Here is a 23,851-nt window from a genome sequence, read left to right on the forward strand (position 1 = left end):
ATTTACCCCGACGGACGCATTTCCCGCACCCCCTGCGAGAGCTGCTGCAGCGAAATACCCTCTTGAATAAAGCCAATCACCCCCATGCCCGCGTTGATGAACAGGTTCACCGCGTGCACGGCCACGGCAAACGCGCCGACCGTCGCCGACGCATCGCCGAAATTCATCGCTTGCAGTGCCAGCAAAATCGACAGCTCGTACGTGCCCAGATTACCCGGCACCGCCGGCACAGCGACGGCCAGCGAAGCCATCGACGTGAACAGCAGCGTCGCACCCCAATGCGCTTGATCGAAGAAAGCAAACATCAGCACATAACCGGAGACAACCGAACTCACCCAGCTCAAGACATTGAAGAAGCCCACGAGCGCAAAGCGCCGCCAGTCAGTGAGCGGACTTAAGCCATCGAGAAAGTGCTCCATCCACCCGACAACATTCCAGCGGATCGGCAGACGGGCGACCAGCGCACCTACTACGCGGAGGGTCCGCTCCCGCTGACCAGAGAGCACCACAAGGATGACAAAACCGACAACTGCCAGCGGGGCGAGAAACAAGGCTGTCCGACGCAAGTCCTCCGGCAAATCGCCCTGCGACACCGCCAGCAGCGTAATCACAAAGATGGAAATGAGATCAAGCAATCGTTCGACGATGATCGTGCTGGTCGATCTGAGCACTGGAACCGGCGGCTCAGCGCGGGTCGCGAGATAGATCTTGGCCAGCTCCCCAACTCGAAACGGAATCAGCCCATTGATGAGATACGCGACATTGTTGATGCTGAAAGCTCGCCAGAACGACAAGTCATTGTTGAGAAGGGCGCGCCAGCGTGCCCCACGCGCAAACAACCCCGCCGCGATGATCAAGGCACTGAGCGCGACATAGGAATAGCGCGCATTCCTTAACGCCGCCCCAATCAACGAGAGATCGTTGTCGCGGAGCTGCGTAAAGATCAGGTAGATCGCGGCGAAACTGACGACCGCTCCCAGCACAATCACACGCCCGTATTTAACCAACCTACGTACCCTATTCGTTCCTCGCTGATGGGGCATTATAGCATGATCCGCCCTCGCGTATAGGGATGCGACCTTGACAATCACGGGAGAGCGGCATAGAATTCAAACTGTAGTGCGGGTTTAGCTCAGTTGGTAGAGCGTTTGCTTCCCAAGCAAAATGTCGTGAGTTCGAGTCTCATAACCCGCTCTTCTTGGATGTCATCCCCTTAATCAAGAGCGGATGACATTTTTATTTTTGAGCACCGGGCAACCACGCCGGACCACCGTTTCCAACCGCCTCCCGAAGGTCATCACTGTTTCCAATCGCATCCTACGTCTCTTCCTAGCCCCACCATCCGATCCCGGGAAACCTAAAGTTTCAAGCCTGTTCAGAGAAAGTTAGTGCTTATGGAAAGGGACGAACCGTTGAACGTCTACATCAGTGCCACCTCCCGAGGGCTGCTGCGTGAACGTGAGGTCATCACCGAGTTGGTGACCGGCATCGGTCTGCGTACGTCGGACTTCGCGAGTGTCGCCGCGGCTTCCCCAGACAGCCGTATCTATCAGCTGTGTTACAACGAAATGCTGCGCGCCGACATCTTCATCGGTATTTACGCCCATTACTACGGCTGGATTCCCGAAAAAGACCGTTTCGGAGAAGGCACCCCCGACGGCAACCGCTCGTTTATTCATATGGAATACCATTGGGCCCTGGAGCGCAAAATCCCCATGCTCCTCTTCTTCCTGGCACGGGTCGATAAGGAAGGCAATGACATTATCGTGCCCGATAACGAGCGAGAACAGGAGGAGGAGCGCAAACTCAAGCTGACACAGTTCAAAGATGAGATTCGCCGCTCCAAATATGTGTATGAATTCCGCTCGCTCGACAACCTGCGTCGGCTCGTCGGCGTCGCCCTCGTCAAAACTGTGCATGCGATGCTGTTTGGCGGGAAAGTAGATCAGTTAGTGTTTATCAGCCATTCCACCAAAGATGATGCGTTTGTGGATTTGCTCGCCGCGAAACTGCATGGCTGCGGTGTGCAGACCTGGGTCGACCATCACAACATTTTGCCGGGTGCAGATTGGGATACGGCGCTCGAATCAGCCCTTCATGCCTCGGATGCCCTGATCGTGGTACTGACGCCGCCCTCCAATCGCTCAATTGTGGTCAAAGCCGAGTGGAGCTATTTCGGCGAATCCGGCAAGAAGATCTATCCGATTCTCTTGGGGAATACGGGCATTCCGTTCCGCCTGCGCGTGCTGCAATACACCGATTTTCAAACCGATCCGGTTAAAGCCTTCCGGCGGCTGAAAGATGCGCTGGGCGTGGCGCAGTGCTCGGTCGAGTGGAACAAAACGTAAATGGGGAAGAAACCGCATGGAGCGCATGTACTCATTGTCATTCCTACCCAAAACACTGAGGCAAAATATAGGAACGAAGTCTGAGTTAGGTTGAGCTGGCGACAACCACTTGGGCGTACTATCCGGAGTCCGGAACTCTACAAGTCCTTGTTCATAATGAAAGAGAATGACGAGTATGAACGCTGGTGCGACAGATCTCGATCAGGCTGTAATGCAAGTGATCACCGCTGAAACGACGGCATTTTGGATGAAGGATTATGCGGCGTGGGCCAACTGCTGGCTGCAGACTGCGGATATTCGCATGGTTGGGTGGTGGGCTCGGGGTGGAATTCGGGTGACTGAAGGCTGGGAAACCCTCAGCACTTCGGTTCGGCAGTTGATGAGCAGCAATCCGACACCTAATCCTCGAGCTGCCCAAGTTCGTCGGGAAAAGCTGCACATACGCACGAGTGAGCAGATGGCATGGGTCACCTTCGATCAATATGGGGCGGATACAGGTGAACCGGATATGGATATGCCGGGCTTGAGCCACGAAACGCGTATCCTCGAAAAGCATAACGGGCTGTGGAGGCTTGTTTACGTCGGTTGGCTGCTGGTTGGCGACTAACGTGCCGTCGCTGGCTGCGTAAACGGCCACCAACGAGGTACAGAAACGTTTTGGTGCTCTCACTCGCTGTCCGTACCTTGCAGGTGCGTACATCATCAGTACGTACGAAATCGGCCACCGCTCCAAAAGAAATGATAACTGCGGCCCGCCAGCTTGCCGTACAGATCCGGCAGTTCCAGGCCGTGACCGATACGCAGCGGCAAATCGACCGAGGTGTAATCCAGATAGCCGAGCTTACCCGCCCGCGCCCAGCGCTGAAGATCATACTTTTCTTGCCCGTGTGGTAAACGCGATAGCCTGAGGCAATAGTATACGGGTAATAAGTATCATCGCGCGCCATCGAATCGGCTTGCAGGGCATAGGTCGCTTCAATCGTCTGGCGCGGATTTTGGCAGAAATATGTCAGGAAGAACCGGGTATATCTGGGGACGAGTCTGCCCTGTTCGACGCGGCCGATCGGCATGGCGTGCAGGACCACACAACCCTCTAGCTTGTCTAGGAACCATGGGGTGACTAGGGGGACTTCGCCGCTGTCAAGCTGAAGATGGCTCACTTCTTTCGGAACGTGACCATGTAGATGGAAGAACTCATGCGTGCCCACCAGATGCGGACAGATCGAACGTGGATAGTTCAGCGACGGCAGCGCATTGTACAGAATAGTGTAATCGAGCATATTGGTAGGCAGCACGCCAGTGTCCAGCGCGTTCTCACAGCGTGCACCACACAAGGGGCAGCGCGCATAGAGCAAAACCGGCAGGTAGCGTTTGTACGCGTCGAGCCGACGGTAGCGAACGTAGAGTGATACGGCATCCGGATCAATCTTCGCCCTGAGGTACGCTTCCAGCGGTGCAGGCAGGAGCCAATGAGCCAACAGTGGGGTGAGCGGATATGGGTTCACCATCGAATTTCGCTACCTTGTCACTTGATTTTGACCCATTTTACCCGGATTCTGACCCACGCCGATGGATCGGTTATCGACAAGCGCTGAGTCGTCAGAACCCACGTTAAGTTGTGATGGGTCTAGGATTTGCGAGGCACAGGTGTAGGGATCGCCTGCGTAACTAGGGGGAGCAGATTTTGCCGGATCGCTTAGAATAGAGTTGGTTGAGCAGTCATTGCCCGCACGCAGATCAGGTGCGCCACACCCACGCACCTTCCGTAGTGCCAGCGCGAAGGCTCAGCCCAATTGTCCTCTCACCTGCGCGAGCATTCCGATGTTTGGCTCATGCAGCCGCTATGACGGATTGAACTCCTTTGATGAATATTGTCTTTTCCAAACATGCACGCGAGCGAATGCTTGAGCGTCAAATTTCTGAGGAGCTCGTCATCTGGACGGTGCTCACTCCCGATCGAACCTATTTTGAAGACGATGGCGATACGAAGTTCATCCGCCGTATGGATGGTGGCAACATTCATGTCGTCTGCAAACCTTTGCCCGAGGAAGAAAAGTGGTTGGTCAAATCGGTGTGGTTTCGCCCCTCAATGATCGCCGTCAACGACCACGCTACAAGAGCGCAGTTGCCAGCCCACAGCCGCAGAAGTCAGGGTTGAACAAGATTGACTTTTGGTTGATCGTGGCGACATTCGGCCTGATCATCCTCGGTCTTATGTTATACATGCTGACACGTTAACACTCGGCCTGAACGCCGTATGTTTGCTCCAAATGCCCATGCAGGCAGCGGGCAGGTCGCCGCCCGGCCACTGCCTGCATGTCGATGGGCTATAACTGCCCGGTACGGGCGACAGCCCCCAACCAGTGAGCGCTCGGCCTGGGGGTCCGCGCCTGGGTAGCGCGATCCACATCGATGATGCCGAACTTCGGACGGAAGCCGCCGACCCATTCGAAGTTATCCAGCGCTGACCAGCAGACGTAGCCGCGCACATCCACGCCGTCGCGCATGCGGTCCGCGAGACTGGCCAGCGCACGCTGAAAGTAAGCGACCCGCTGCGCGTCGTCGGTGGTGGCGAGGCCGTTCTCGGTCACATAGACCGGGCCACCGCTGACCTCAGCCGCGTAACGCACTGCGCCACCGAGCGCTTCCGGATAGATTTCCTCGCCCATCTGGTTCACTTCGACGTCTGAACCCGGATGGATAATACCCTCCACGCTGATCAACATGCGGGCGTAGTTCTGCACACCGACGAAGTCGTCACCGCGCAGGCGTTCGAGGTAGGCGTCGGCGATGACGGCGCGCATCTCTGCCATTTTGCGCTCGCCGCCGGGTGCCGTCTTAGAATCGTGCAGCGTCAGCCCGGCGAGCGTCGTCTCGACCCACGCGATGTCCCCATTGGACAACTAAAGCGGTTTGGCTTTGAGATCGACGAGGCGCCTCCCCGCCTTGCTGCGCCGCTTCGAGCGCCAGCAGCCATGCGGGTTGCGCCGGAATCGGCAGCACGAGCCGTTTCTTGAGCCATCTGCCCGCCAGATCGATCCATTGTTCGGCATCCGCGTCGAATTCCAGCAGCGAGCCCGCCGTCGCTTGGTTGGCGAGGCTGAGGCCATGTCCGCCGCTCTCGAACACATGAATTTCAAACGGGACGCCCGCCGCGGCCAGCGCGGTGGCCATGCGCGTCGAATTTTCGGCGGGGACGAGCGCATCGGCGGCGGTCGCCCACAGGAAGGTCGGCGGGGTGTGCTTGGAGACGTGCAGGGTCACACTGGAAATATCAAGCTCTTCTTTGGTCGGCGTCTTGGTGCCGAAGTACGCGATATCAGCGGCATCGCCCAACTCGCGCGCAAACGGGTCCGGATTGCCTCCGAACATCAGGTGGTAGTCGAGGACGGCATAGCCGAGGATCGCGGCGGCGGGTTTGAACAGCTCGGGCGCGACACCGAAGTGCTCGGAGAGCACCGGGTCGTTCCAGTAGACCGCGTACATGCCGCAGTTGTGCCCGCCCGCCGAAAAACCGCAGATGGCGATCTTGTCCACATCAACCAGCCATTCATCGGCATGCGCGCGAATGGTCAGGAATGCCTTGCCCATGTCGCGCAGCGGCGCGGGATAGAGACTGTTCGGGTTGACCGGCATGTCCTTGGGCGGCGGAAACGTCCCCACGCCCTGAAAGTACGTGGAATAGCGCAGCACGAAAGCGTGATAGCCCATCGCGGCAAAGCGCAGCGCGACCGGCTCAGCCTCCCGGTCGGAGCAGTTGAGGTAAGCGCCGCCCGGCACGACCAGCACCGCGGGACGCTTTTGGCCGTTGAGCATCTCCGGCGAATCTGCCAGCACATAGGTGGTGAGGGTGACATCGTCACGGTTGTCATAAAGTTTGATGGTTTGACTCAGCATCGCTGTATCCCTTTGAAATTCAACCTGGTTGTAGGGGCGACCCGATGTGGTCGCCCAAAGAGTATGGGGACATTACCCCACCCATTAAGCGTATCGGAATAGTCGTCGATTGTCCCGTCGGAACACAGTGCGAAATCACTGACAAAGCTCAGATTCCTCCCCTAACCCCGGCTCCTTCCCAAATTGGGGTGGGGAGACAGATTAGGGCATTTATGTAGGGACGAGACAGGCTGATAGCTCCGCAGAATAGCGTGATGTCTGTTTGGGAACAGCGGATTCAAGCCGCCCGTTTCCAGCAGTTCGACGACTTTGGCTTTGACATCCTTGCCACTGGCGATCTTATGAATCTTGAGCGGGCATTCCAGATGATGCCCGCTGGTAGGGTTGAGCTTTCAGTCCATCAAGAAACACGCGGCAGATCTGCGCGAAGATCGACTGCACATTGATGCCGTATTCGCCTTCGACCTTGCTGCCAAACTCCCCTAAGCGGCTCAACAGGCTGCTGTTAAAGTTGAAGACCACGGCCAGCAGCAGGTCGTCTGACATGTCCGTGCGGACGAAGCGTTCAACAACGCTCAAAGCCGGTGCCGGGGATGCTCCACACGTCGCATTCCTCGCGTTCGAACCAGCAGCGTGTGACGAGGCGGAAAATCTCCTGTGCCATGTGCTCTTTGCTGGTGAAGTACTTATAAAGCGTGGCGCGGGTATAGCGAGCGGCTTCGGCGATGTCGGCAATGGTGACCTTTTCGATCCCTCTGTCGGTGAACAGGTCTTCGGCCACCCGTAGAATCCATTCGCGCTGCGTTTCGCGGTGATTAGCGTAAATTCGTGTGCTCATCTGGTATTCTCGTGAGCTGAACTAGCCGTTCAGCACAGGGTTACAACACTGCGCAAAACTTAACATAAGGTTCAACTTTAAACTCTAATTATAGAATTAAACTTACAGTTCGTTTTGAGTCTGTAGCGTTCTGCACAGCTGTCAAGCACTTGGCGCTGAAATCTATGTAGGTTGCCTGGGTTGAGGGAGGCGAACTACTCACAGCGGCGCGGAAACACACCACAACGAGCCGCCTAGCGGTGTTTCGGCGATTGGAACATCTACAAGAAGTGGCCAAAATGGAGTCGGCGCTGCAACAAAAACGCGCCGGAGCAGCGGCGCGTCTGGGGTCGTTGAGAGCGAAGTAGAACTGCGGATCACCCGCCGATGCGGCTGGTCGGGACACGATCCATCGGTTGTTTCACATCATCCTCCTGCCGGAAAAAGACGCGCAGGGTCAGCGTGCCAAAAGTCACCTCATCACCATAGCCGACCATGTACGGATAATGGGAGCGCAGGCGAGCCTTATTCAGAAAAGTGCCATTCGTGCTGCCCAAATCAGTCAGCAGGAGCGTGTTCTCGTACCAGAAGAACATGGCATGGCAGCGCGATACGCCCTTCTGCCACCCCCTCATACGGCGTACGATCGATGTGCGGCGGTGTCGGTGTATCTTCATCCGACCGCCCAATCACCGATTTCGTCGTGAGCGTGTAGCGCAGCAGCTTCGGCTTATTCATGCCCACCTCTAGGGCGAACACCAATTTGACGCAGAAACGGCGTTTGCTCGCTAGTTCCAGGTCGAAGTTCGCTTTGTCAAAGATCCGCGCCCGTTGCAGCAGACCAGTTGGTTTGTCGCAGCGTGTGCAGGTGCTATGCCCCAGCTGGAGATCCATGCCACAGGATGGACAAGTATTCATGCCGTCTCACGTCCCTGGTACTTGTGCAGGCCGATTTGTAAGGAAAAGATTATGTGTTGAATGCATTGTAGCGCATAAAAAAGACGAAAATTGTAAAATCCAAATAGGATAGTACATTGGTACATAAGCCCATCATAAAGACTTGACGAAAGTCAGAGGGCTAACTGTGCAGAATCGCCAGAATTCGAAAACTTAAGATTTGAAAACACAAACGTAACATAAAATAGATACACATCAGATTATTTCAATGCTGGGTTATGTTTGTGCGTGCCGAACACTCGCTCGTTCGTTACCGGTTCCCGTCTTCGGTCATCGCGCTGATTTTCTTCGTGATCAGTACGCTGCTCTTCACCTATCCGCTGGTTGCGCACTTCAATACTCACGTTCTAGGCTGGAACAAGCTCGACAGCTACGAAATTCTCTGGTTGTTCCGTTGGGTGCCGCATGCGCTGTTCGATCTCGGCACATCGCCGTGGTTCGTGCCCAACATCTACTATCCGTACGGCTATCATCTGGTGTCCGGCGAAGTCACGTCGCTGCATTCGTTTGGTCAGCTGACTATCACAATGCTGGTCGGCGAAATCGTGATCTAAGTATGAATTATCTACAAAGATAAAAAACGTAAACCGGCTTATAATGGGATTACGTGACAAGCTGACTGTTGAGAATAACCAATGACGCTGTCCATTGATCTGCCGCATCCTACCCACCATGTCACCATCATCGATCACGATAGCGTGCAAGCGGCACTACTCCATACACAAATTGTCACCGCCCTGACTGACGTCGTCGTCGATTGTGTGACCGTCACCTCGGTCAACGAACTTCCTATCGCACCCCAAAGACAGTTCGATGTCATCATCTGCGATGAAGCGTGCCTTGCGCTGGCGGGCAGTGACTGCCTGCGCGAGATTCAACTCCGGAGACCGGGTGCCGCAGTCATTGTCGCGGCCAACACTGGCACAGTGCAGGATGCCGTGGATATGATGCGCCACGGTGCCCGCGGTTTCGTCGAAAAAGCGGATACGCCGCGGCTCATTCGGCTCATTCGCGAAGAACTGGCGAGCGCCCCGCTGCCTGGCAGCTCATCAGGAACGATCATATCGGGTGAGCTGACGACCACCAGCACGCTCGTCGATCTGCTCGACGATATGGTCGACGCTGCCGCCTGCGTTGATCTGCGTGAACGAACCATTATCTACGCCAGCGCAGCTTTCGAAGGCGTGTTTGGTTATCCGCTGCGCCGCCTGATGGAGGAACCAGAGTTCTACCGGCAAGTTCTCCATCCCGACGATGTGGAGCGCGTCACCGCGGCCATGCAGGACTGCCTCCAGACCGGAAGCACTGACCTCGAACATCGCATCATCTGGCCGGATGGTCAAGTCCGCTGGCTGCACCGGAAAGCCCGGGTGAGTTTCGACAGCGCCGGACGCCCGCTGCTGCTCAAAGATTCAGCCCGCGACATCACCGAGCGCAAACAAATCGAACACACGCTGGCCGCGGTCGAGGCGAAGGAGCGGGCACTCCTGGCGGCTATTCCGGATATCATTTTTCACCTCGACGCGGAGGATGTGATTCTGGATGTTCGGGGAACGATCCCCGACCGCGGCCATCCAATGCTCACGCTAGTCGGCGAAACGATGCAGGGCTTACTGACCAAACCCTTGTTCCCCACCGATATCATCCATCAGATTATCGCCATGCTGGCTCAGGTGCGAAGCAGCCGGCAAACGCTAACGGTTGAGTATCGTACCGTCCATCAGCATCAATATGAAGCGCGCTTTGCGCCGATTGGCGATACGGATGAAATCCTGGCGCTCGTACGCGACATCACCGAACGCAAACAGGCGGAACACGACTTATATACAAGCCGCGAACAATATCGCAGCCTGCTCGAAAGCTCGGATGCCGCTATCACCATGTTAAACGCTGACGGGCACTACTTGTATCTCAATGCCATTGCCGCGCAGCCCTTTGGCGTGCCTGCTGACCAACTCGTCGGCAAAACCGTGTTTGATCTGTTCCCTCTCGATCAGGCGAATCAGACTTTGCGGGATCTGCGCGCCGTGTTTGCCAGCAACAGCGGCATGAGTTTGGAACCCCAGGTCAGCATCGGCGGCCAAACTCATTGGTTCAGCACACGTATCGAGCCGATCCGCGCTGCTGACGGCAAGCCCTATGCGGCACTGATCCACGCCAGCGAGATCACTGCCCGGAAGTTGATGGAACTAGAACTACGGGCCAGCGAAGCACGCTACCGCAGCATCGTCGAAGACCAAACCGATCTCATCTGTCGCTATGATCCGGACATGCGCATCACTTTTGGCAACGAGGCGTACTGCAAGTCCTTCGGGATGAAACTGGACGAGGTGATCGGTAGATCGTTCTTCGAGCGCATCCCGCCCGAAGAACACGAGGCCGCGCGCGCCTATATCCAGTCACTGACCCGTGAGAATCCAACGGCGGTGTCCGTCCATCACTCCATTCATGCCGACGGCAGCATGCGCTGGGTAGAATGGCGTGATCGCGCCATCTTTGATGAACGCGGAGAGATTGCCGAATATCAGGGCGTAGGCCGCGACATCACCAAACAAAAACGCGCCGAGGCCGCACTGCAGGGCTCGTATGAGCTGTTAGAACAGCGGGTCGTCGAGCGCACCGCCCAGTTGCAGAGCACGACCAACCGCCTCGAAGCGATTTTCCAGCACAGCGCCGACGCGATTCTGCTGGTGGATGTCACCCGCGGCATTCAGCAAGCCAACCGCGCCTTCGGCGACTTAATCGGTCGGGAAGCTGTTGCCATCCTTGGGCGTCATCTGGCCATGTTCTGCCAGCCCAGTGCGACCGAACAGATCGAGGCGGCGGTGCGGGCCACTGTCCTCGGCAAACAACCGCAGCAGATCGAGACCCGGGTGCTGCACGCTGACGGGTCCACGCGCGATGTCGAGATGAGCCTCGCGCCCGTCAATCCGTCAAGCCACGAGGTGACCAGTCTCGTGTGCATCATTCGTGACATGACGGCGCACAAGCGCGCGGAAGCCGAACTATTGGCGCAGGCGCAGCGCTTACAGCTCGCCGCTGAAGTTGGGGGTATGGGGGTGTGGGAATGGGATATTCCGAGCGGCCTCATCACCGGTGATGATCAAATGCGCGCGTTGTATGGCGTCACCAGCGAAGAAACCATGTCGATCCTCGATGTCTGGGCGAGCACCCTCGTCCACCCCGAAGATGTACCCCGCCTCCAGGAAGAAGCGACCTATTATCTCGAACACGGTTCGATTCTGGATACCCATTTCCGCATCAATCCGGATAATGCGCCACCGCGTCATGTGCGTTTGCGCGCCGTGATGCTGCGCGACAGTGACGGCAACCCGATCCGCTCCATTGGCATCAATTGGGACGTGACCGATGAGAAAGCCGCCGCCGAAGCGTTGGAACGCGCGCTTCAGCGTGAAAAGGAGTTGGGCGAACTCAAGTCGCGCTTCGTCTCGATGGCGTCGCACGAGTTTCGGACGCCGCTCGCCTCAATCCTCGCGACTACCGACAGCCTCGCGCTGTACCGCAGCAAGATGGATGAAACGAAAATCGATGAACGGTTGAATCGGATTCGCCAGCAGGTGATGCAATTGACCGACCTCATCGAAGACATGCTGCAGCTCGCCCGCATTCAGGCGGGGCGCGTCAAGTTTGACCCGGCGATGGGGGACATCGGACGGTTGTGTGTCGAACTCATCGAAGAATACGATACGCAGCCTGACTATCAGGGGCGCATCATTTTTGAGCCGGATGCAGCGCCAGTGACGGCCAGTTTCGACCGGCGGCTGCTCCGTCAGGTGATCGGCAACCTGCTGCACAATGCCCTGAAGTACTCGACGGCGGGGCAGATGGTGCTGATCAAGGTCACGCAAAGTGAGTGTCACTTCAGCATCACGATTAAAGACGAGGGGATTGGTGTGCCACAAGACGACCTCAAACGGCTGTTCGAGCCCTTCCACCGCGCCAGCAATGTCGGCGCGATTGCCGGGACAGGGCTCGGGTTAAGCATCGCTCTGGAAGCCGTCGAACTTCACGGTGGGGCAATTACCGTGGATAGTGAAGTCGGCACGGGCACGATCTTCACGGTGGTGCTGCCCAAAACCCAGACGCAGAACGACCCGGAATTGCGCGCCCACCGCCGAAACGAATGAGGCATGACTCGCGTTAACGAGCGAATCATGCCCCATTACTCGTTGTCCTAATTACGGCACCGTGGTCACTTCTGGCGTGGTCTCCGTCGTGGGCACAGGCACCGTCGGCGGCACCACAGTCACGACAGCGGTCACTTCCGGCGTAACGTTCGGATCCACGGTCGCGGTGACTTCAGCAGTCGAGTCCGGCGTGAGCGAGACGGTCGGTGTCACAATCGGCACTTGATTGCACGGACCGGCGGCGATCACAACCGAACGCGCCACCCAACCGGGCGATCCCAGCGCCAGCACCGAATACCATTGTCCATCAGCCGATACACCCGTCACGACCAATGGCTGCTGCGCCGGCCACACGACCAGAATCGCGTTTTGCAGCCCCGGCCCGGTGCGGACATTGAAGTTGCCGCTGCTGCCAATCGTGCACGCCCCATTAATCGGCGTGACCTGGAATGGCGGGACAACCACGGGCACTGGCGGCTGCGTACCCACAATGCACGGCCCGCGCCCGAGCGTCAGGGTGACGTTGCCGACGATTTCGAGGGCGGCTGCGATCCGCACTTCGTTCAGTTGATCACCGGGACCAAAGCTCAAACAGGCATTGTCGAGATCACCGCGCAGCAGCGCCACCTGCTGACCATTCGCGTCCCGCACTTCGAGATAAGCGTCTACCACCAGCGGATTCGCGTCGATCAACAGTGTGGTTGTGTTGACCGGGTCCGTATTGAAGCTGTAGACCTGCAGACCAGCGGGTTGTGGCAGCACAACACCTACGGGACGCCCAACTTCCAGCCGCGTGGTCGTCGTGGCCGCCTCGTTGAGACTCAGCGCCAGCACATAATTGCCTGTCGTGCCGCTTACGATGATCGTATAGTTCCCGCTCACGGGCAGGCGGTACGTCAGCACCGCGCTGCGCTCAAAGGCCGCCAGCAGATTGTCATTCGCTGCGAGCGTTTCACCAGATGGACCGACCAGTCGCACATTCGGGTCCATGCCGGTGCTCGCCCCGTTGACGCGGATGCTGACCACATCGCCCGCCGTGCCGCTGAACATGTATTGGGTCGGCGCGTTGTCCGCACCCACCACCCCTTGAATTACCGTACCATACGTGAGAATGCCGCTGTCCTGCGCCGAGATCAACGTCGCGGCGATGACCAGCAAGCTGACGGTCACCAACACCAGAAATCGCTTCATATCTGCTCTCCTCTGGATAAGCATCGCTCCATTCTAGTTTATTATTCTGGAAATGTTTGTTGATTTGGAAGATTTAGGCAGCAGTTGCATAGCAATCTTTAAGTTAAACGATAAAATCGCTTCTTTCAGGATTGACGCTTCGCCTCGTCATCATTAGAATCGACCCATTTCTGATCGTTTCCAGCGTGTTTCCTAGACAAACTCGCCATATCCCCTCAGGTGCAGCCTGAGCAAGAGGAGAATGTAAATCGTGGCAGATAATTACACCATAGATGCACAGGCGCGCAGCATCACCGGCAAGAAAGTGAGCCAACTGCGGAATCAGGGTTTGGTTCCGGCGGTGGTTTACGGTGAAGCCGTTCAACCTGTGCATGTGCAAATCCCCTACCGGGCGCTCGAAGTGGCTCTTATGAAGGCGGGCGGTACGCACCTGATCACCCTGTCGGTGGAAGGCCAGGCGCACACGGTCATCACCCGTGACGTCCAGCGCGACATCCTCAAGGGCAAGATCACCCATGTCGATTTCCTCGCTGTTTCGGCGACGACCAAGCTGAAGACGGAAGTGCCCGTCCACTTCACCGGCGAAGCTCCGGCGGTTGCGCTGCGCGTCGGCGTGCTCAACACCGTGACGCCCTACGTGGAAGTGGAAGCCCTCCCCGCCGACCTCATCGATCATATCGACGTCGATCTGTCTTCGCTCAAAATGGTGGGCGATGCGATCCACGTGCGTGATCTGAAGCTGGGCGACAAGGTGGTCGCAGTGACTGACGAAGACACGGTCATCGTGGCCGTTGGTATCATCGGCGCAGGCGCGGCCGAAGAACCGGTCGAAGGCGAAGTGACGTCGGCAGAACCCGAAGTCATCCAGAAGGGCAAGATCGAAGAAGACGAGGAATAGTCCTCGTTTCGCTCTGCAGACAAAAGGGCGATCTCCGGTGGGAGATCGCCCTTTTTTTGATTCTGATTATCTTTGTGGGAGACACCCCGTCTGCCCCGACACTCCGCCTCTTGAGCTGCCGCGCTAGCTCACGGCCTCTTCGTACGGACCATCGCCGTTGAGGCTGACGCCATCTTCCGACATTTCCGACATTTCCGGCACTTCCACCGAACCATCCATCACGGCCACGCCGATGATGTAATCGCCACCCGCCAAATCCATCACTTTGACACCCTGCGTATTGCGCCCGGTTTCGCGAATTTCGTCCAGCTTGGTGCGCAGCACGATGTTCTCGCGTGTGATGAACAGGATATCGTCTTTAGGATTAATACAGCACATGGAGACAACCGGCCCCGTCTTCTCATTGCGGGAGAGCGTGCGCGTACCCAGGCCAAAACGTCCCTGAATGCGATATTCATCGACGGCCGTGCGCTTGCCATAGCCATTGCGCGTGATGATGACGATGTGCGAATGTTCGTCACCGACCACATCCATGCCAACGACCGTATCGCGGTCAACGAGCCGGATCGAGTTGACACCCGCCGCCCCACGTCCCATGACGCGCACTTCGTCTTCATGGAAGCGGATGCTCTGCCCGTCTTCCGTGACGAGGATGACATGCTGATCGCCGTTGGTCGTCTTAGCCGAAATCAGACGGTCATTATCTTCCAGCGAGATGGCAATCAATCCGCTCGGGCGCACTTCCGCGAAGTCGCCGAGGTTGACGCGCTTGATGCGCCCCAACTGCGTCGCCATGACAACTGCCCCGCCCTCGCCAAACGAGGAGACAGGCAGAATCGCGGTGATATGCTCATCGCCCGTCAGCGCGAGGATACTCTGGACGTGTGTGCCCTTGCCGGCACGCTGCCCTTCCGGGATGTTATACGCCTTCTCGCTGTAGACCTTGCCCTTATCGGTGAAGAACAGCAAGGTATCCAGTGAGATGGAGGAGACGATCTGCACCACGCCGTCGTCATCTTTGCCCGTCATGCCCATCACGCCCTTACCACCGCGCCGCTGCGCGCGGTAAGCATTCGACGGCACGCGCTTGATATAACCGAAACGGCTGAGCAGCACGACGACTTCCTCTTCACGCACGAGATCCGACTCGGCGAACTGCGTATTCACACCGTACACGACTTCAGTGCGGCGGTCATCGCCAAATGTTTCCGCCAGGTCCGTCAAATCCTCGCGAATCAACGCCAGAATCTTGGGCGGCGTCGCCAGCAGATCTTCGAGATAGGCGATGCGCGTCATCACTTCGTTGAATTCCGACTGCAGCTTCATCTGTTCGAGGGCGGCGAGGCGGCGGAGCTGCATTTCAAGGATGGCGTTCGACTGTGCTTCCGACAGGCCGAACAGCGTCATCAGGTTAGTGCGCGCCGTATCGACATCGTCCGCCGAGCGAATGGTCTGAATAATCGCGTCAAGGCTGGAGAGCGCTTTGAGCAGCCCTTCGAGGATGTGCGCCCGACCACGGCGTTTATCCAGTTCAAACTGCGACCGGCGCGAAATCACCTCAAAGCGGTGATCGATGTAGATTTGCAGAAACCGCTTCAGGCTGAGCGTCTTCGGTTCGCCGTTGACCAACGCCAGCATCTGAATGCTGTAAGTACTCTGGAGCTGCGTGTATTTATAGAGCTGGTTGAGGACTTTCTTGGGCTGCGCCCCGGCCTTCAGCTCAATAACCAACCGCATGCCCTGCCGATCCGATTCGTCGCGCAAATCGCTGATCGCCGTGAGGCGGTCTTCGCGCACGAGGGAGACAATGCGCTCGATGATCGATACTTTGCTGATCTGGTACGGAATTTCGGTGATGACAATCCGCTGGCGATCCGCGCGCCCCTGCTCGATGTGCGCTTTGGCGCGCACCACGCAGCGCCCGCGCCCGGTCGCATAGGCTTCTTTCAGCTCATCTTCGACCACCACCGCCGCGCCCGTCGGAAAATCTGGCGCTTTGACGAAATGCATCAGGTCGTCGACTGTCACCTCGTCCATGAGTTCGTAATTGTCAATCAGGTAGGAGATCGCCGCGGCGAGTTCGCGCAGGTTGTGCGGCGGGATGTTCGTTGCCATACCGACGGCAATACCGCTCGCGCCATTCAAAAGCATATTGGGCAGGCGGGCGGGCAGCACACTGGGTTCCTGCTGCGTGCCGTCATAGTTATCGACGAAATCGACCGTATTCATGTCGATATCGACGAGGAGTTCTTCCGCCAGCTTGGCGAGGCGCGCTTCGGTGTAACGCATGGCCGCTGGGCTGTCCCCATCGACGCTGCCGAAGTTCCCCTGCCCGTCCACCAGTGGGTAGCGCAGCGAGAAGGTCTGCGCCATACGCGCCATCGAGTCGTAGACCGCGACATCGCCGTGCGGATGATACTTACCGAGCACTTCACCAACGATACGCGCGCTCTTTTTGTACTGGGAATTGGACCGAATCCCCATATCATACATGGCGAACAAAATGCGCCGATGTACGGGCTTCAATCCATCACGCGCATCAGGCAGTGCGCGGGCGACGATCACGCTCATCGCGTAATCCAGGAAGCTGCCGCGCATCTCTTCGTTGATGTTAATCGGGCGGATCGTTCCTATCGAGTCCATAGACATAGTGCGCGCAATCCCCCTTATTTTTTCAGGTGGAAGAAGCGCGTGCTCCTTCATTAGAAGATATACCAGTCTACAGATTATACCTTAGTTCTCCGTGTAAATCCAGCGTTTTCCCAAATGTAACCAGTGCAATAATAGCACAAGTTTTCGACTTGTTGTTTCACCAGCCGCGCGGCACAATATCTATAAATCAAATTGCCATTTGGTGAACTGAATCGCTTTTTTGGAGACCGCAACCATGCGCAGAAAATGGCTTCTTGCTGTGATCGTGGTGATCGTCGTGCTCGTCTTCGGTGGTGGGTATCTGGCAGCGGGGGCGGTGGTCTACAACACGCTGACGCGCGTCAACCCCGACTGCAACAACCGCCCGGACGATCTCGACAACGCCCCCGACGCCTTCGACTTGCCCAATGACGGTGATGCCTCCGCCTACCTGATGCCTGACTACGAAACGGTGAGCATTCCCAGCCGTGACGCGGGCATCACCATCTCGGCGTGGTATGTGCCCGCTGCCGAAACGCCGGAGAGCGCCCCGGCTGTCCTGCTCGTGCACGGTTTAAACAGCTGCAAGCAGGCGCCCTCTGTGCTGCTGCCGGGCGGCATGCTGCATCATGCGGGTTTCAACGTGCTGATGATGGACATGCGCGATCATGGCGCATCCACCGTCGAAGACGGCCGCTACGCCGTCGGCACGGAAGAGTATCGCGACGTGCTCGGCGCGTGGGACTGGCTGATCGCCGAACAGGGCATCCCCGCCGAACGCATCGGCCTATTCGGTGTGTCCCTCGGTGCCGCCACCATGTTGATCGCGACCGGAGCCGAACCGCAGGTTGCCGCGGTCTGGGAAGACAGCGGTTTCGCCGATATTCAGGTCGCGTTGGATGCCGAACTCGCGCGCAACGGTTACCCGCAGTTTCTGGCGCCTGCCGGGCTGTTTATGGGCCGCCTTATGAGCGGTGACAATGTCACCGCGATCAGCCCCCTGCAAGCTGTGCAAACGATCGGCACGCGCCCGTTGTTCATCACGCACGGCACAGCGGATCGCCGCTTAAGCGTGCAGTACGCCTATGACCTCGCTGCCGCGGCCAACGCGGTCGGCAACCCGGTCGAACCGTGGATTATCGACGGCGCGGATCACGTTCAGGGGATGTTCATGATCACCGACGACTATGCCGCGCGCCTCGTCGCCTTTTTTACCGAGCACCTAGGAGCCTAACGCAGTGAAAGTTTTACGAATAGTTCTTTTGATTCTGCTGCTCATCGTCGTGGTGATCGCCGTCGGCGGTTTCCTCATTTTCAACGACACTACGCGCGGCCCGCTTCCGGTCACCAGCGGCACGCTCAACGTCACCGGTTTGCAGGCGCAGGTCGAAGTGCTGCGCGACGACTGGGGCGTCCCGCACATCTACGCCAGCAACCCGCATGATCTGTTCTTTGCGCAGGGCTTCACGCAGGCACAAGACCGCTGGTGGCAGATGGAATTCGCGCGGCACGTGGGCGCGGGTACGATTCAGGAACTGACGGGCAAGACCGCCAGCGTCATGGGGAGCGACCTCTTCATCCGCACGGCAGGCTGGTATGAGGCCGCGCAGCGCGATGTCGCACTGCTGGATGAGACGGAAACCGCCGCGGTGCAGGCCTTCGCCGACGGCGTCAACGCATATATCACCAGTCGCCCGCAGGACGACCTCGCGCTCGAATACCGCCTGCTCGGCGTGACGGGGGTGAACATTACCATCGCGCCGTGGACGATTGCCGACAGCCTCGTGTGGGGCAAAGTGATGGCGTGGAACCTCACCGACTCGTACGGTTCGGACATGGACAACGCACTGCTGCTCGACGCGCTCGGTCAAGCCCTGTTCGACGACCTCACCCCGCCCTTCCCCTTCGACAGCAAGCCGACCATCCTCCAAGCTGAGGATTTGCCCATCACAGAAGCGAGCCTGAGCACGGCCTACGCGGGCAGTCGCGCCGCGCTGACCGTGCCGGCGAGCCGTGCAGCAGCAGGCGGCATCGTGCGCGGCGACTGGGTCACGCGCAGCACCGACGTTGGCATCGGCAGTAACAACTGGGTCGCCACCGGGACGATGACCTCCAACGGGACGCCGCTGTTGGCGAATGATCCGCACCTCGGGATCCAGATGCCGTCGATCTGGTACGAGATCGGGCTGCACTGCTACCCGGTCACGGCGGAGTGCCCGTATGATGTCGTCGGCTTTGCCCTGCCCGCGTCGCCCGCCGTCATCATCGGTCACAACGCGAATATCGCGTGGGGCGTGACCAATGTGGGCGCGGATGTGCAGGATTTGTACAGCCTCGAAATCAACCCAGACAACCCGACGCAGTATCGTTGGGACGGCGAGTGGCGCGACATGAACGTGCGCGAAGAGACGATCAACTTTGGTGACGGCGACGAGCCGGTCACGATTCAGGTACGCGAAACGCATCTCGGCCCCATAATCAACGACAACCGCTACGACTCCGAAACGGGTGAAATCTCCGGTTGGAACAGCGAAGATCCTATGGTGCTGCGCTGGACCGGCTTGGACGAAGGCACGCTCTACAAGTCCGTGCTGCGGCTGAACCTAGCGAGCAATTGGGATGAATTCCGCGCTGCGCTCAGCTACTGGAATGTCCCGGCGCAAAACTTTGTGTACGCGGATACGGCGGGCAATATCGGCTACCAGACGCCAGGCAGCATGCCCATTCGCCCCGGTGACCGCGATGGCCGCTTCCCGACGCTCGCCACCAGCGACGCCGACACGTGGCAGGGCTACATCCCGTTTGACCTGCTGCCGCGCATTCTCAACCCGGAGCGTGACTTTGTGGTCACGGCGAATCAAGCGGTCGTTCCACCGGATTACTACGCCGAACTCGAAACAGCGCTCGGCGCGGACAACTTCTACGAGCTCGGCTATAGCTGGTCGTACGGCTACCGCGGCGAACGCATCAACGAGCTGATGGATCAGCTTAAGGCGCACAACGCCAGCACGTATCAGACCATTCATGGCGATGACCTGAACATCAACGCGCGGGAAATCGTTCCGTTCCTCAACGGCTTGCAGTTCACGGATCAGTCGTCGACGGAAGCTCGCGACTTCCTGCTGTCGTGGGATTACCAGATGGTGCGTGACAGCGGTCAGGCGGCGCTCTACGCGGTGTTCAGTGTGCGTTTGCTCGATAACCTGTTCAACGATCAACTGCCTGAAGACATCCGCGCGAACACGGGCGATCTTTATCCCGCTTCTCGCCTGATGAACGATCCCGAAAACGCGTGGTGGGATGACGCCCGCACCGCCGATGTGGTCGAAACTCGCGACGAAATTCTCGTCCGCGCCTTTGACGAAGCGGTCGTGGAGATCGTGCGCCGTCAGGGGAATAACCCGGCGGAATGGAGTTGGGGTGAACTGCACACGGCGATATGGGAGAGCAACCCACTCGGCTTGAGCGGCATCAGCCTGATCGAAGATATGGTCAACCGTGGGCCGTACCCGGTAGATGGCGGCGGCGAAATCGTCAACGCGACGGGCTGGGGCATCGACTACGGGACGGACGAATTCGACGCGACCTACACCGTTCGCGCGCTCCCGTCGATGCGTATGATTGTGGATGTGGCTAACTGGGAAAACAGCCAGTCGATGCACACGACTGGTCAGAGCGGGCACCCGTACAGCCCGCACTACAACGACATGATCAGCCCGTGGACGGAAATTCGGTATCACCCGATGTTGTGGTCGCGCACGCAGGTCGAACGCGCCACCGCGGATCGGCTGATTCTCAGTCCCGCAGGCTAAGGATGCCAGTCAGGGACGGGAGCACGCGCTCCCGTCCCGCTGTGATTTAGAGAACCCAGCGCCCGGTCGCCAGCAGCAGGGCTGCGCCGATCACACTCGCCGCGAGGAAAAAGAAGATCGAAATGAACATGCGCTCGACGGCCGTCATGCCCAGAAAGCGCTTCTCGACGACTTCTTCATCGTCGTCGTTGGACATGCGGATCATCGGCTCTTCGATGTCGCTCTCGCCGCTCGATTGAGTACTTTTACGCAGATCGTCAAGCATGGCATCATCTCCCCTCAAGATGTCATCATGATAGCATGATTAGGCCGTCCGCCGCCACAGCCCGTCGACGAGCTGGTACACGATTTCCGTTTGCAGCGTGCCGGACTGCACCTGCGCGCGTATCTGCGGAACGCCGTCCGCGCTGTACTCGACGGTCGTGCTCAGCACGTCGAGTTCCTGCCCGCTCAGTTCCTGACTCAGCCGCCATTCAATATAATCGCGCCAATCCAACCCTGCCTGTTCCAGCGGCATCCCCGTTACCTGACTGAGCACGGCCGCAGTCGCATCGGGGGTGAGCGCGCTGAGCAAGCGGCCCACCGCGGGAGCGTCATAGCGCGCGGCGAGGCTGTACACGAGATACGACTCCATTTGCACCTGCGCGAATCGCTCTACCAACCAACTCACCACCGCATCCCGCAGGAAAGCCGCTTCACCTGTCAATCCGGTGGCGACCTGTTCGTCCACTAAGCGCCGCGCCATCAGCACAGCCAATTGAAAGCGCGTCCCCGGGGTGAGCGGCGCGTCAACCGGCGCGCGTTCCAGATACGGCGAGGGGATTTGCAGCATCCAGTTATCCACCCACTGCACCTGAGCCAGCGGATTTGGCACGATATCGACCGTCAAATGGGGCACGGCCGCGCAGCTCAGCGCCTCACAGCCCGTCGTCAGCCACGCCGTGAGCTGATCGAACGCCAATTGCGCGGCGGGCTGGTCGAGCTCCCGGTAGTAGAGCGTCACGCGGTCATTCTGGAGTGTTTGCGGTGTCCCCCAGAAGGTGTAATCCGGCGGGACATGTCGCCAGCCATCTTCATAGCGCCAGTAAAACCACGTCCGCACATAACGCGCGCCATCGATGATCTCTTCGACCTGCACGCGCCCGCGCTGCCCATCCACGCTGGCGGCGATCACGTGCCCGGTGAGCTGCACGTTTTCGCCTTTTTCGAGCAGCAGCGTCTGATATTCGCCGAACAACTCATCCTGCCGCGCCAACCACTCGTCGGTGGCGCTGCGCTGCATATCCTGAAACGTGCGGTGATCGCCAATGCGCAGCGTTGCGACCTCAGTTTCGACCGTATCCCGCAGCGCCTGCTCGATCTCCCAATCAACCTGCCGCAAACGCAGCACTAAGCCGCCAATCACCATGCCGGCGAAGGTCAACACGACGAGCAGCAGCCCAAACAAGCGCAGACGCGCACGCCAGCGCCGCCGCAGCGACTCCGGGTCTTCGCCCGCGCTTTCGACCCGTTCATTCTCGGCTTCGATTTCCCAGTCCAGCCGGATTCCCATGCGTCCTCGCTATCCCAGGGCGATATCGCCCGCAATCACGCGCTGGAGCACTCCGTGCGCATCGCGCACCACGAGCGCCCCTTGGCGCTCAACAGCTTCAGCCGTCCCGGTGATCGTTCCGGTCACCGTGGTAATGGAAACCGGGCGTCCAAGCATCACCAGACCAGCCCGCCAGCGTTCAAATAGTTCATCAGCCGACAAGCGCGCCGTCCACGCATCGAGCCGCTCGGCCAGCTGAGCCAGCAGTTCCGCCCGATCCAGCGAGGGCACGCGTTGTTCCAGACTGATCGCCGTGTGTGCAAACGCCGTGCCCGCAAAATCGATGCGCACGTTGATGCCGATCCCCAACACGACGCCGAGCAGCGTGCCATCCTGCCACGTGGCTTCCGGCAGGATGCCGCACACCTTCCGCCCATCGATCTGCACATCGTTCGGCCATTTGAGGCCAACGCCGCTCATGCCCAACGCCTGAATCGTCTCCAGCACGGCGACCGCGCCCGCCATGCCCACATACGGCAGGTCATCAACCGCCGGGCGCAGCACATACGACAGCATGAGCGCGGTTCCCGGCGGCGCGTACCAGGTACGGCCTAGCCGACCGCGTCCCTGGACCTGCTCGTTCGCCGTGACGATACTCCCCACGGGCGCGCCGTCCAGCAGCCACCGCATGGCGACATCATTGGTACTCGCCGTCGTCTCCAAGTATTGGAAGGGACGGGCCTCTAGCGTCTGTTCCAGCCGCTCAACCGACAACATACGTTTCCACCTCGCGTGCGCTGCCTGAATTTTACCACTATTGCAGGGCGCTCAGGACGCTGAGCGATGAGAAGACGATCAGCATCTGCGCGGGTCCATAGGTCAGCCACACCACATCGTCGACCAGCGGAAAGAACACATTCCGAAACAGCCGCGCCGCCAGCAGCAAATCGCTGAGCAGAAACAGCGCCGCGCCGACCGCCAGCGGAATGAAGCGCGCGTCCGCGACGGCCATGCTCGTCGCGAATCCGGCGGTGCTGGACAGCAGCAGCGCATACGGCAGCGCCGCCATATGCATCGGAGTGCGTTCGGTCACGCCCCGCCACACGGCGATCCACCATCCCACCGCGCCAATCACCCACCAGATAACCACCGGAATCGGCGACAGCGTCAGCCTGAGCAGGTTCGCCGTCCCGAGAAACCCGATCACGTAGAAGATATGCCCGATACCAAACGAACCGATGCCGCCTAACACATGCTGCGAGAAGCGGATCAGCCGCGCCATAAATAGATCGCAGAGAAACCCAAAGGTCATTCCAAGCGCGGCGGGCAGTGTGTAGACCGTCGCCGTGCTCTCAAGGGTGTAGATCCACCACGCCGCAGCGACCAGTGTCAGCGACGACGCCATGCGCGTCCACACCGGCATGCGCCGCGTGCGATCCGTCCACAATTTTCCAAACACAAACCCGCCAAAGAGCAGAACCGCCCACAACAGGATGGGAATAAGCAAAGGTTGGAGAGCCATGCGATCGTCTTTCGCCAGAGCCGCGCTGCCCACCGACTCTACCGCGTTTTGCAGACCATACCTACCAAAGCGGGTAGTTTTTCGTAAAATCACTTCCAA

The 23,851-nt window shown here is 58.6% G+C and carries 21 protein-coding genes and 1 tRNA gene; 9 read left to right on the plus strand and 13 right to left on the minus strand.

Annotation, left to right across the window (positions count from 1 at the left end):
• Positions 1–2: 2 nt before the first annotated feature.
• Positions 3–1,007, minus strand: coding sequence for a lysylphosphatidylglycerol synthase transmembrane domain-containing protein (locus IPK17_RS25360; protein WP_343420485.1), 1,005 nt, complete (start codon positions 1,005–1,007; stop codon positions 3–5).
• Positions 1,008–1,121: 114 nt separating this feature from the next.
• On the opposite strand from IPK17_RS25360, the gene IPK17_RS25365 reads away from it, so the two are divergent.
• The 4 genes from IPK17_RS25365 (at position 1,122) to IPK17_RS25380 (ending at position 4,506) form a co-directional block, all read left to right on the plus strand.
• Positions 1,122–1,194, plus strand: a tRNA-Gly gene (locus IPK17_RS25365).
• A gap of 218 nt (positions 1,195–1,412) precedes the next feature.
• Positions 1,413–2,348, plus strand: a complete 936-nt coding sequence (locus tag IPK17_RS25370; protein WP_343420486.1) for a TIR domain-containing protein — start codon at positions 1,413–1,415, stop codon at positions 2,346–2,348.
• A gap of 175 nt (positions 2,349–2,523) precedes the next feature.
• Positions 2,524–2,955 (plus strand): nuclear transport factor 2 family protein, encoded by a 432-nt coding sequence (locus tag IPK17_RS25375; RefSeq protein WP_343420487.1) that lies wholly within the window; start codon positions 2,524–2,526, stop codon positions 2,953–2,955.
• A 1,257-nt stretch (positions 2,956–4,212) separates the two neighbouring features.
• Positions 4,213–4,506 (plus strand): DUF4258 domain-containing protein, encoded by a 294-nt coding sequence (locus tag IPK17_RS25380; protein ID WP_343421507.1) that lies wholly within the window; start codon positions 4,213–4,215, stop codon positions 4,504–4,506.
• 169 nt (positions 4,507–4,675) lie between these two features.
• On the opposite strand, the gene IPK17_RS25385 is transcribed toward IPK17_RS25380, so the two are convergent.
• The 6 genes from IPK17_RS25385 to IPK17_RS25410 form a co-directional block, all read right to left on the minus strand.
• Entirely contained in the window at positions 4,676–5,251 is a 576-nt protein-coding gene (locus tag IPK17_RS25385) for a family 1 glycosylhydrolase (protein WP_343420488.1), read from the minus strand.
• Complete coding sequence (locus IPK17_RS25390; protein WP_343420489.1) at positions 5,187–6,245, minus strand: alpha/beta hydrolase; 1,059 nt, start codon at positions 6,243–6,245, stop codon at positions 5,187–5,189. Before IPK17_RS25390 ends, IPK17_RS25385 begins: the two co-directional genes overlap by 65 nt.
• A 339-nt stretch (positions 6,246–6,584) precedes the next feature.
• Positions 6,585–6,824, minus strand: a complete 240-nt coding sequence (locus IPK17_RS25395; RefSeq protein WP_343420490.1) for a hypothetical protein — start codon at positions 6,822–6,824, stop codon at positions 6,585–6,587.
• Complete coding sequence (locus tag IPK17_RS25400; RefSeq protein WP_343420491.1) at positions 6,811–7,083, minus strand: helix-turn-helix domain-containing protein; 273 nt, start codon at positions 7,081–7,083, stop codon at positions 6,811–6,813. Before IPK17_RS25400 ends, IPK17_RS25395 begins: the two co-directional genes overlap by 14 nt.
• A 356-nt stretch (positions 7,084–7,439) precedes the next feature.
• Positions 7,440–7,697 (minus strand): FHA domain-containing protein, encoded by a 258-nt coding sequence (locus IPK17_RS25405; protein WP_343421508.1) that lies wholly within the window; start codon positions 7,695–7,697, stop codon positions 7,440–7,442.
• On the minus strand, positions 7,621–7,800 hold the full coding sequence (locus tag IPK17_RS25410; RefSeq protein ID WP_343421533.1) for a hypothetical protein: 180 nt from the start codon (positions 7,798–7,800) through the stop codon (positions 7,621–7,623). Before IPK17_RS25410 ends, IPK17_RS25405 begins: the two co-directional genes overlap by 77 nt.
• Positions 7,801–8,237: 437 nt before the next feature.
• On the opposite strand from IPK17_RS25410, the gene IPK17_RS25415 reads away from it, so the two are divergent.
• Complete coding sequence (locus IPK17_RS25415) at positions 8,238–8,573, plus strand: hypothetical protein (RefSeq protein WP_343420492.1); 336 nt, start codon at positions 8,238–8,240, stop codon at positions 8,571–8,573.
• Between the two features lie 81 nt (positions 8,574–8,654).
• The gene (locus IPK17_RS25420) at positions 8,655–12,167 is read left to right on the plus strand and encodes a PAS domain S-box protein (protein ID WP_343420493.1); all 3,513 of its coding nucleotides are present in this window, start codon (positions 8,655–8,657) and stop codon (positions 12,165–12,167) included.
• Between the two features lie 51 nt (positions 12,168–12,218).
• Here IPK17_RS25420 and IPK17_RS25425 read toward each other — a convergent pair whose 3' ends face one another.
• Positions 12,219–13,358: a pre-peptidase C-terminal domain-containing protein gene (locus IPK17_RS25425; protein ID WP_343420494.1), complete on the minus strand. Its 1,140-nt coding sequence runs from the start codon at positions 13,356–13,358 to the stop codon at positions 12,219–12,221.
• 250 nt (positions 13,359–13,608) lie between these two features.
• On the opposite strand from IPK17_RS25425, the gene IPK17_RS25430 reads away from it, so the two are divergent.
• On the plus strand, positions 13,609–14,256 hold the full coding sequence (locus IPK17_RS25430; protein WP_343420495.1) for a 50S ribosomal protein L25: 648 nt from the start codon (positions 13,609–13,611) through the stop codon (positions 14,254–14,256).
• A gap of 123 nt (positions 14,257–14,379) precedes the next feature.
• On the opposite strand, the gene gyrA is transcribed toward IPK17_RS25430, so the two are convergent.
• Entirely contained in the window at positions 14,380–16,905 is a 2,526-nt protein-coding gene (gyrA, locus tag IPK17_RS25435) for a DNA gyrase subunit A (RefSeq protein ID WP_343420496.1), read from the minus strand.
• Positions 16,906–17,143: 238 nt separating this feature from the next.
• Between gyrA and IPK17_RS25440 the strand changes: the two genes are divergently transcribed.
• Both IPK17_RS25440 and IPK17_RS25445 read left to right on the plus strand, forming a co-directional pair.
• Positions 17,144–18,121: an alpha/beta hydrolase gene (locus IPK17_RS25440; protein WP_343420497.1), complete on the plus strand. Its 978-nt coding sequence runs from the start codon at positions 17,144–17,146 to the stop codon at positions 18,119–18,121.
• Positions 18,122–18,125: 4 nt separating this feature from the next.
• Entirely contained in the window at positions 18,126–20,699 is a 2,574-nt protein-coding gene (locus IPK17_RS25445; RefSeq protein WP_343420498.1) for a penicillin acylase family protein, read from the plus strand.
• Positions 20,700–20,745: 46 nt separating this feature from the next.
• On the opposite strand, the gene IPK17_RS25450 is transcribed toward IPK17_RS25445, so the two are convergent.
• The 4 genes from IPK17_RS25450 to IPK17_RS25465 are packed head-to-tail and all read right to left on the minus strand — an operon-like array spanning position 20,746 to position 23,845.
• Positions 20,746–20,964 (minus strand): hypothetical protein, encoded by a 219-nt coding sequence (locus IPK17_RS25450; RefSeq protein ID WP_343420499.1) that lies wholly within the window; start codon positions 20,962–20,964, stop codon positions 20,746–20,748.
• A gap of 39 nt (positions 20,965–21,003) precedes the next feature.
• Positions 21,004–22,251: a hypothetical protein gene (locus tag IPK17_RS25455; RefSeq protein ID WP_343420500.1), complete on the minus strand. Its 1,248-nt coding sequence runs from the start codon at positions 22,249–22,251 to the stop codon at positions 21,004–21,006.
• Positions 22,252–22,260: 9 nt separating this feature from the next.
• The gene (locus IPK17_RS25460; protein WP_343420501.1) at positions 22,261–23,007 is read right to left on the minus strand and encodes a biotin--[acetyl-CoA-carboxylase] ligase; all 747 of its coding nucleotides are present in this window, start codon (positions 23,005–23,007) and stop codon (positions 22,261–22,263) included.
• A gap of 37 nt (positions 23,008–23,044) precedes the next feature.
• Positions 23,045–23,845: a lysoplasmalogenase family protein gene (locus IPK17_RS25465; RefSeq protein ID WP_343420502.1), complete on the minus strand. Its 801-nt coding sequence runs from the start codon at positions 23,843–23,845 to the stop codon at positions 23,045–23,047.
• Between the last annotated feature and the right edge of the window lie 6 nt (positions 23,846–23,851).

It is taken from the genome of Candidatus Flexifilum breve, assembly GCF_016713355.1.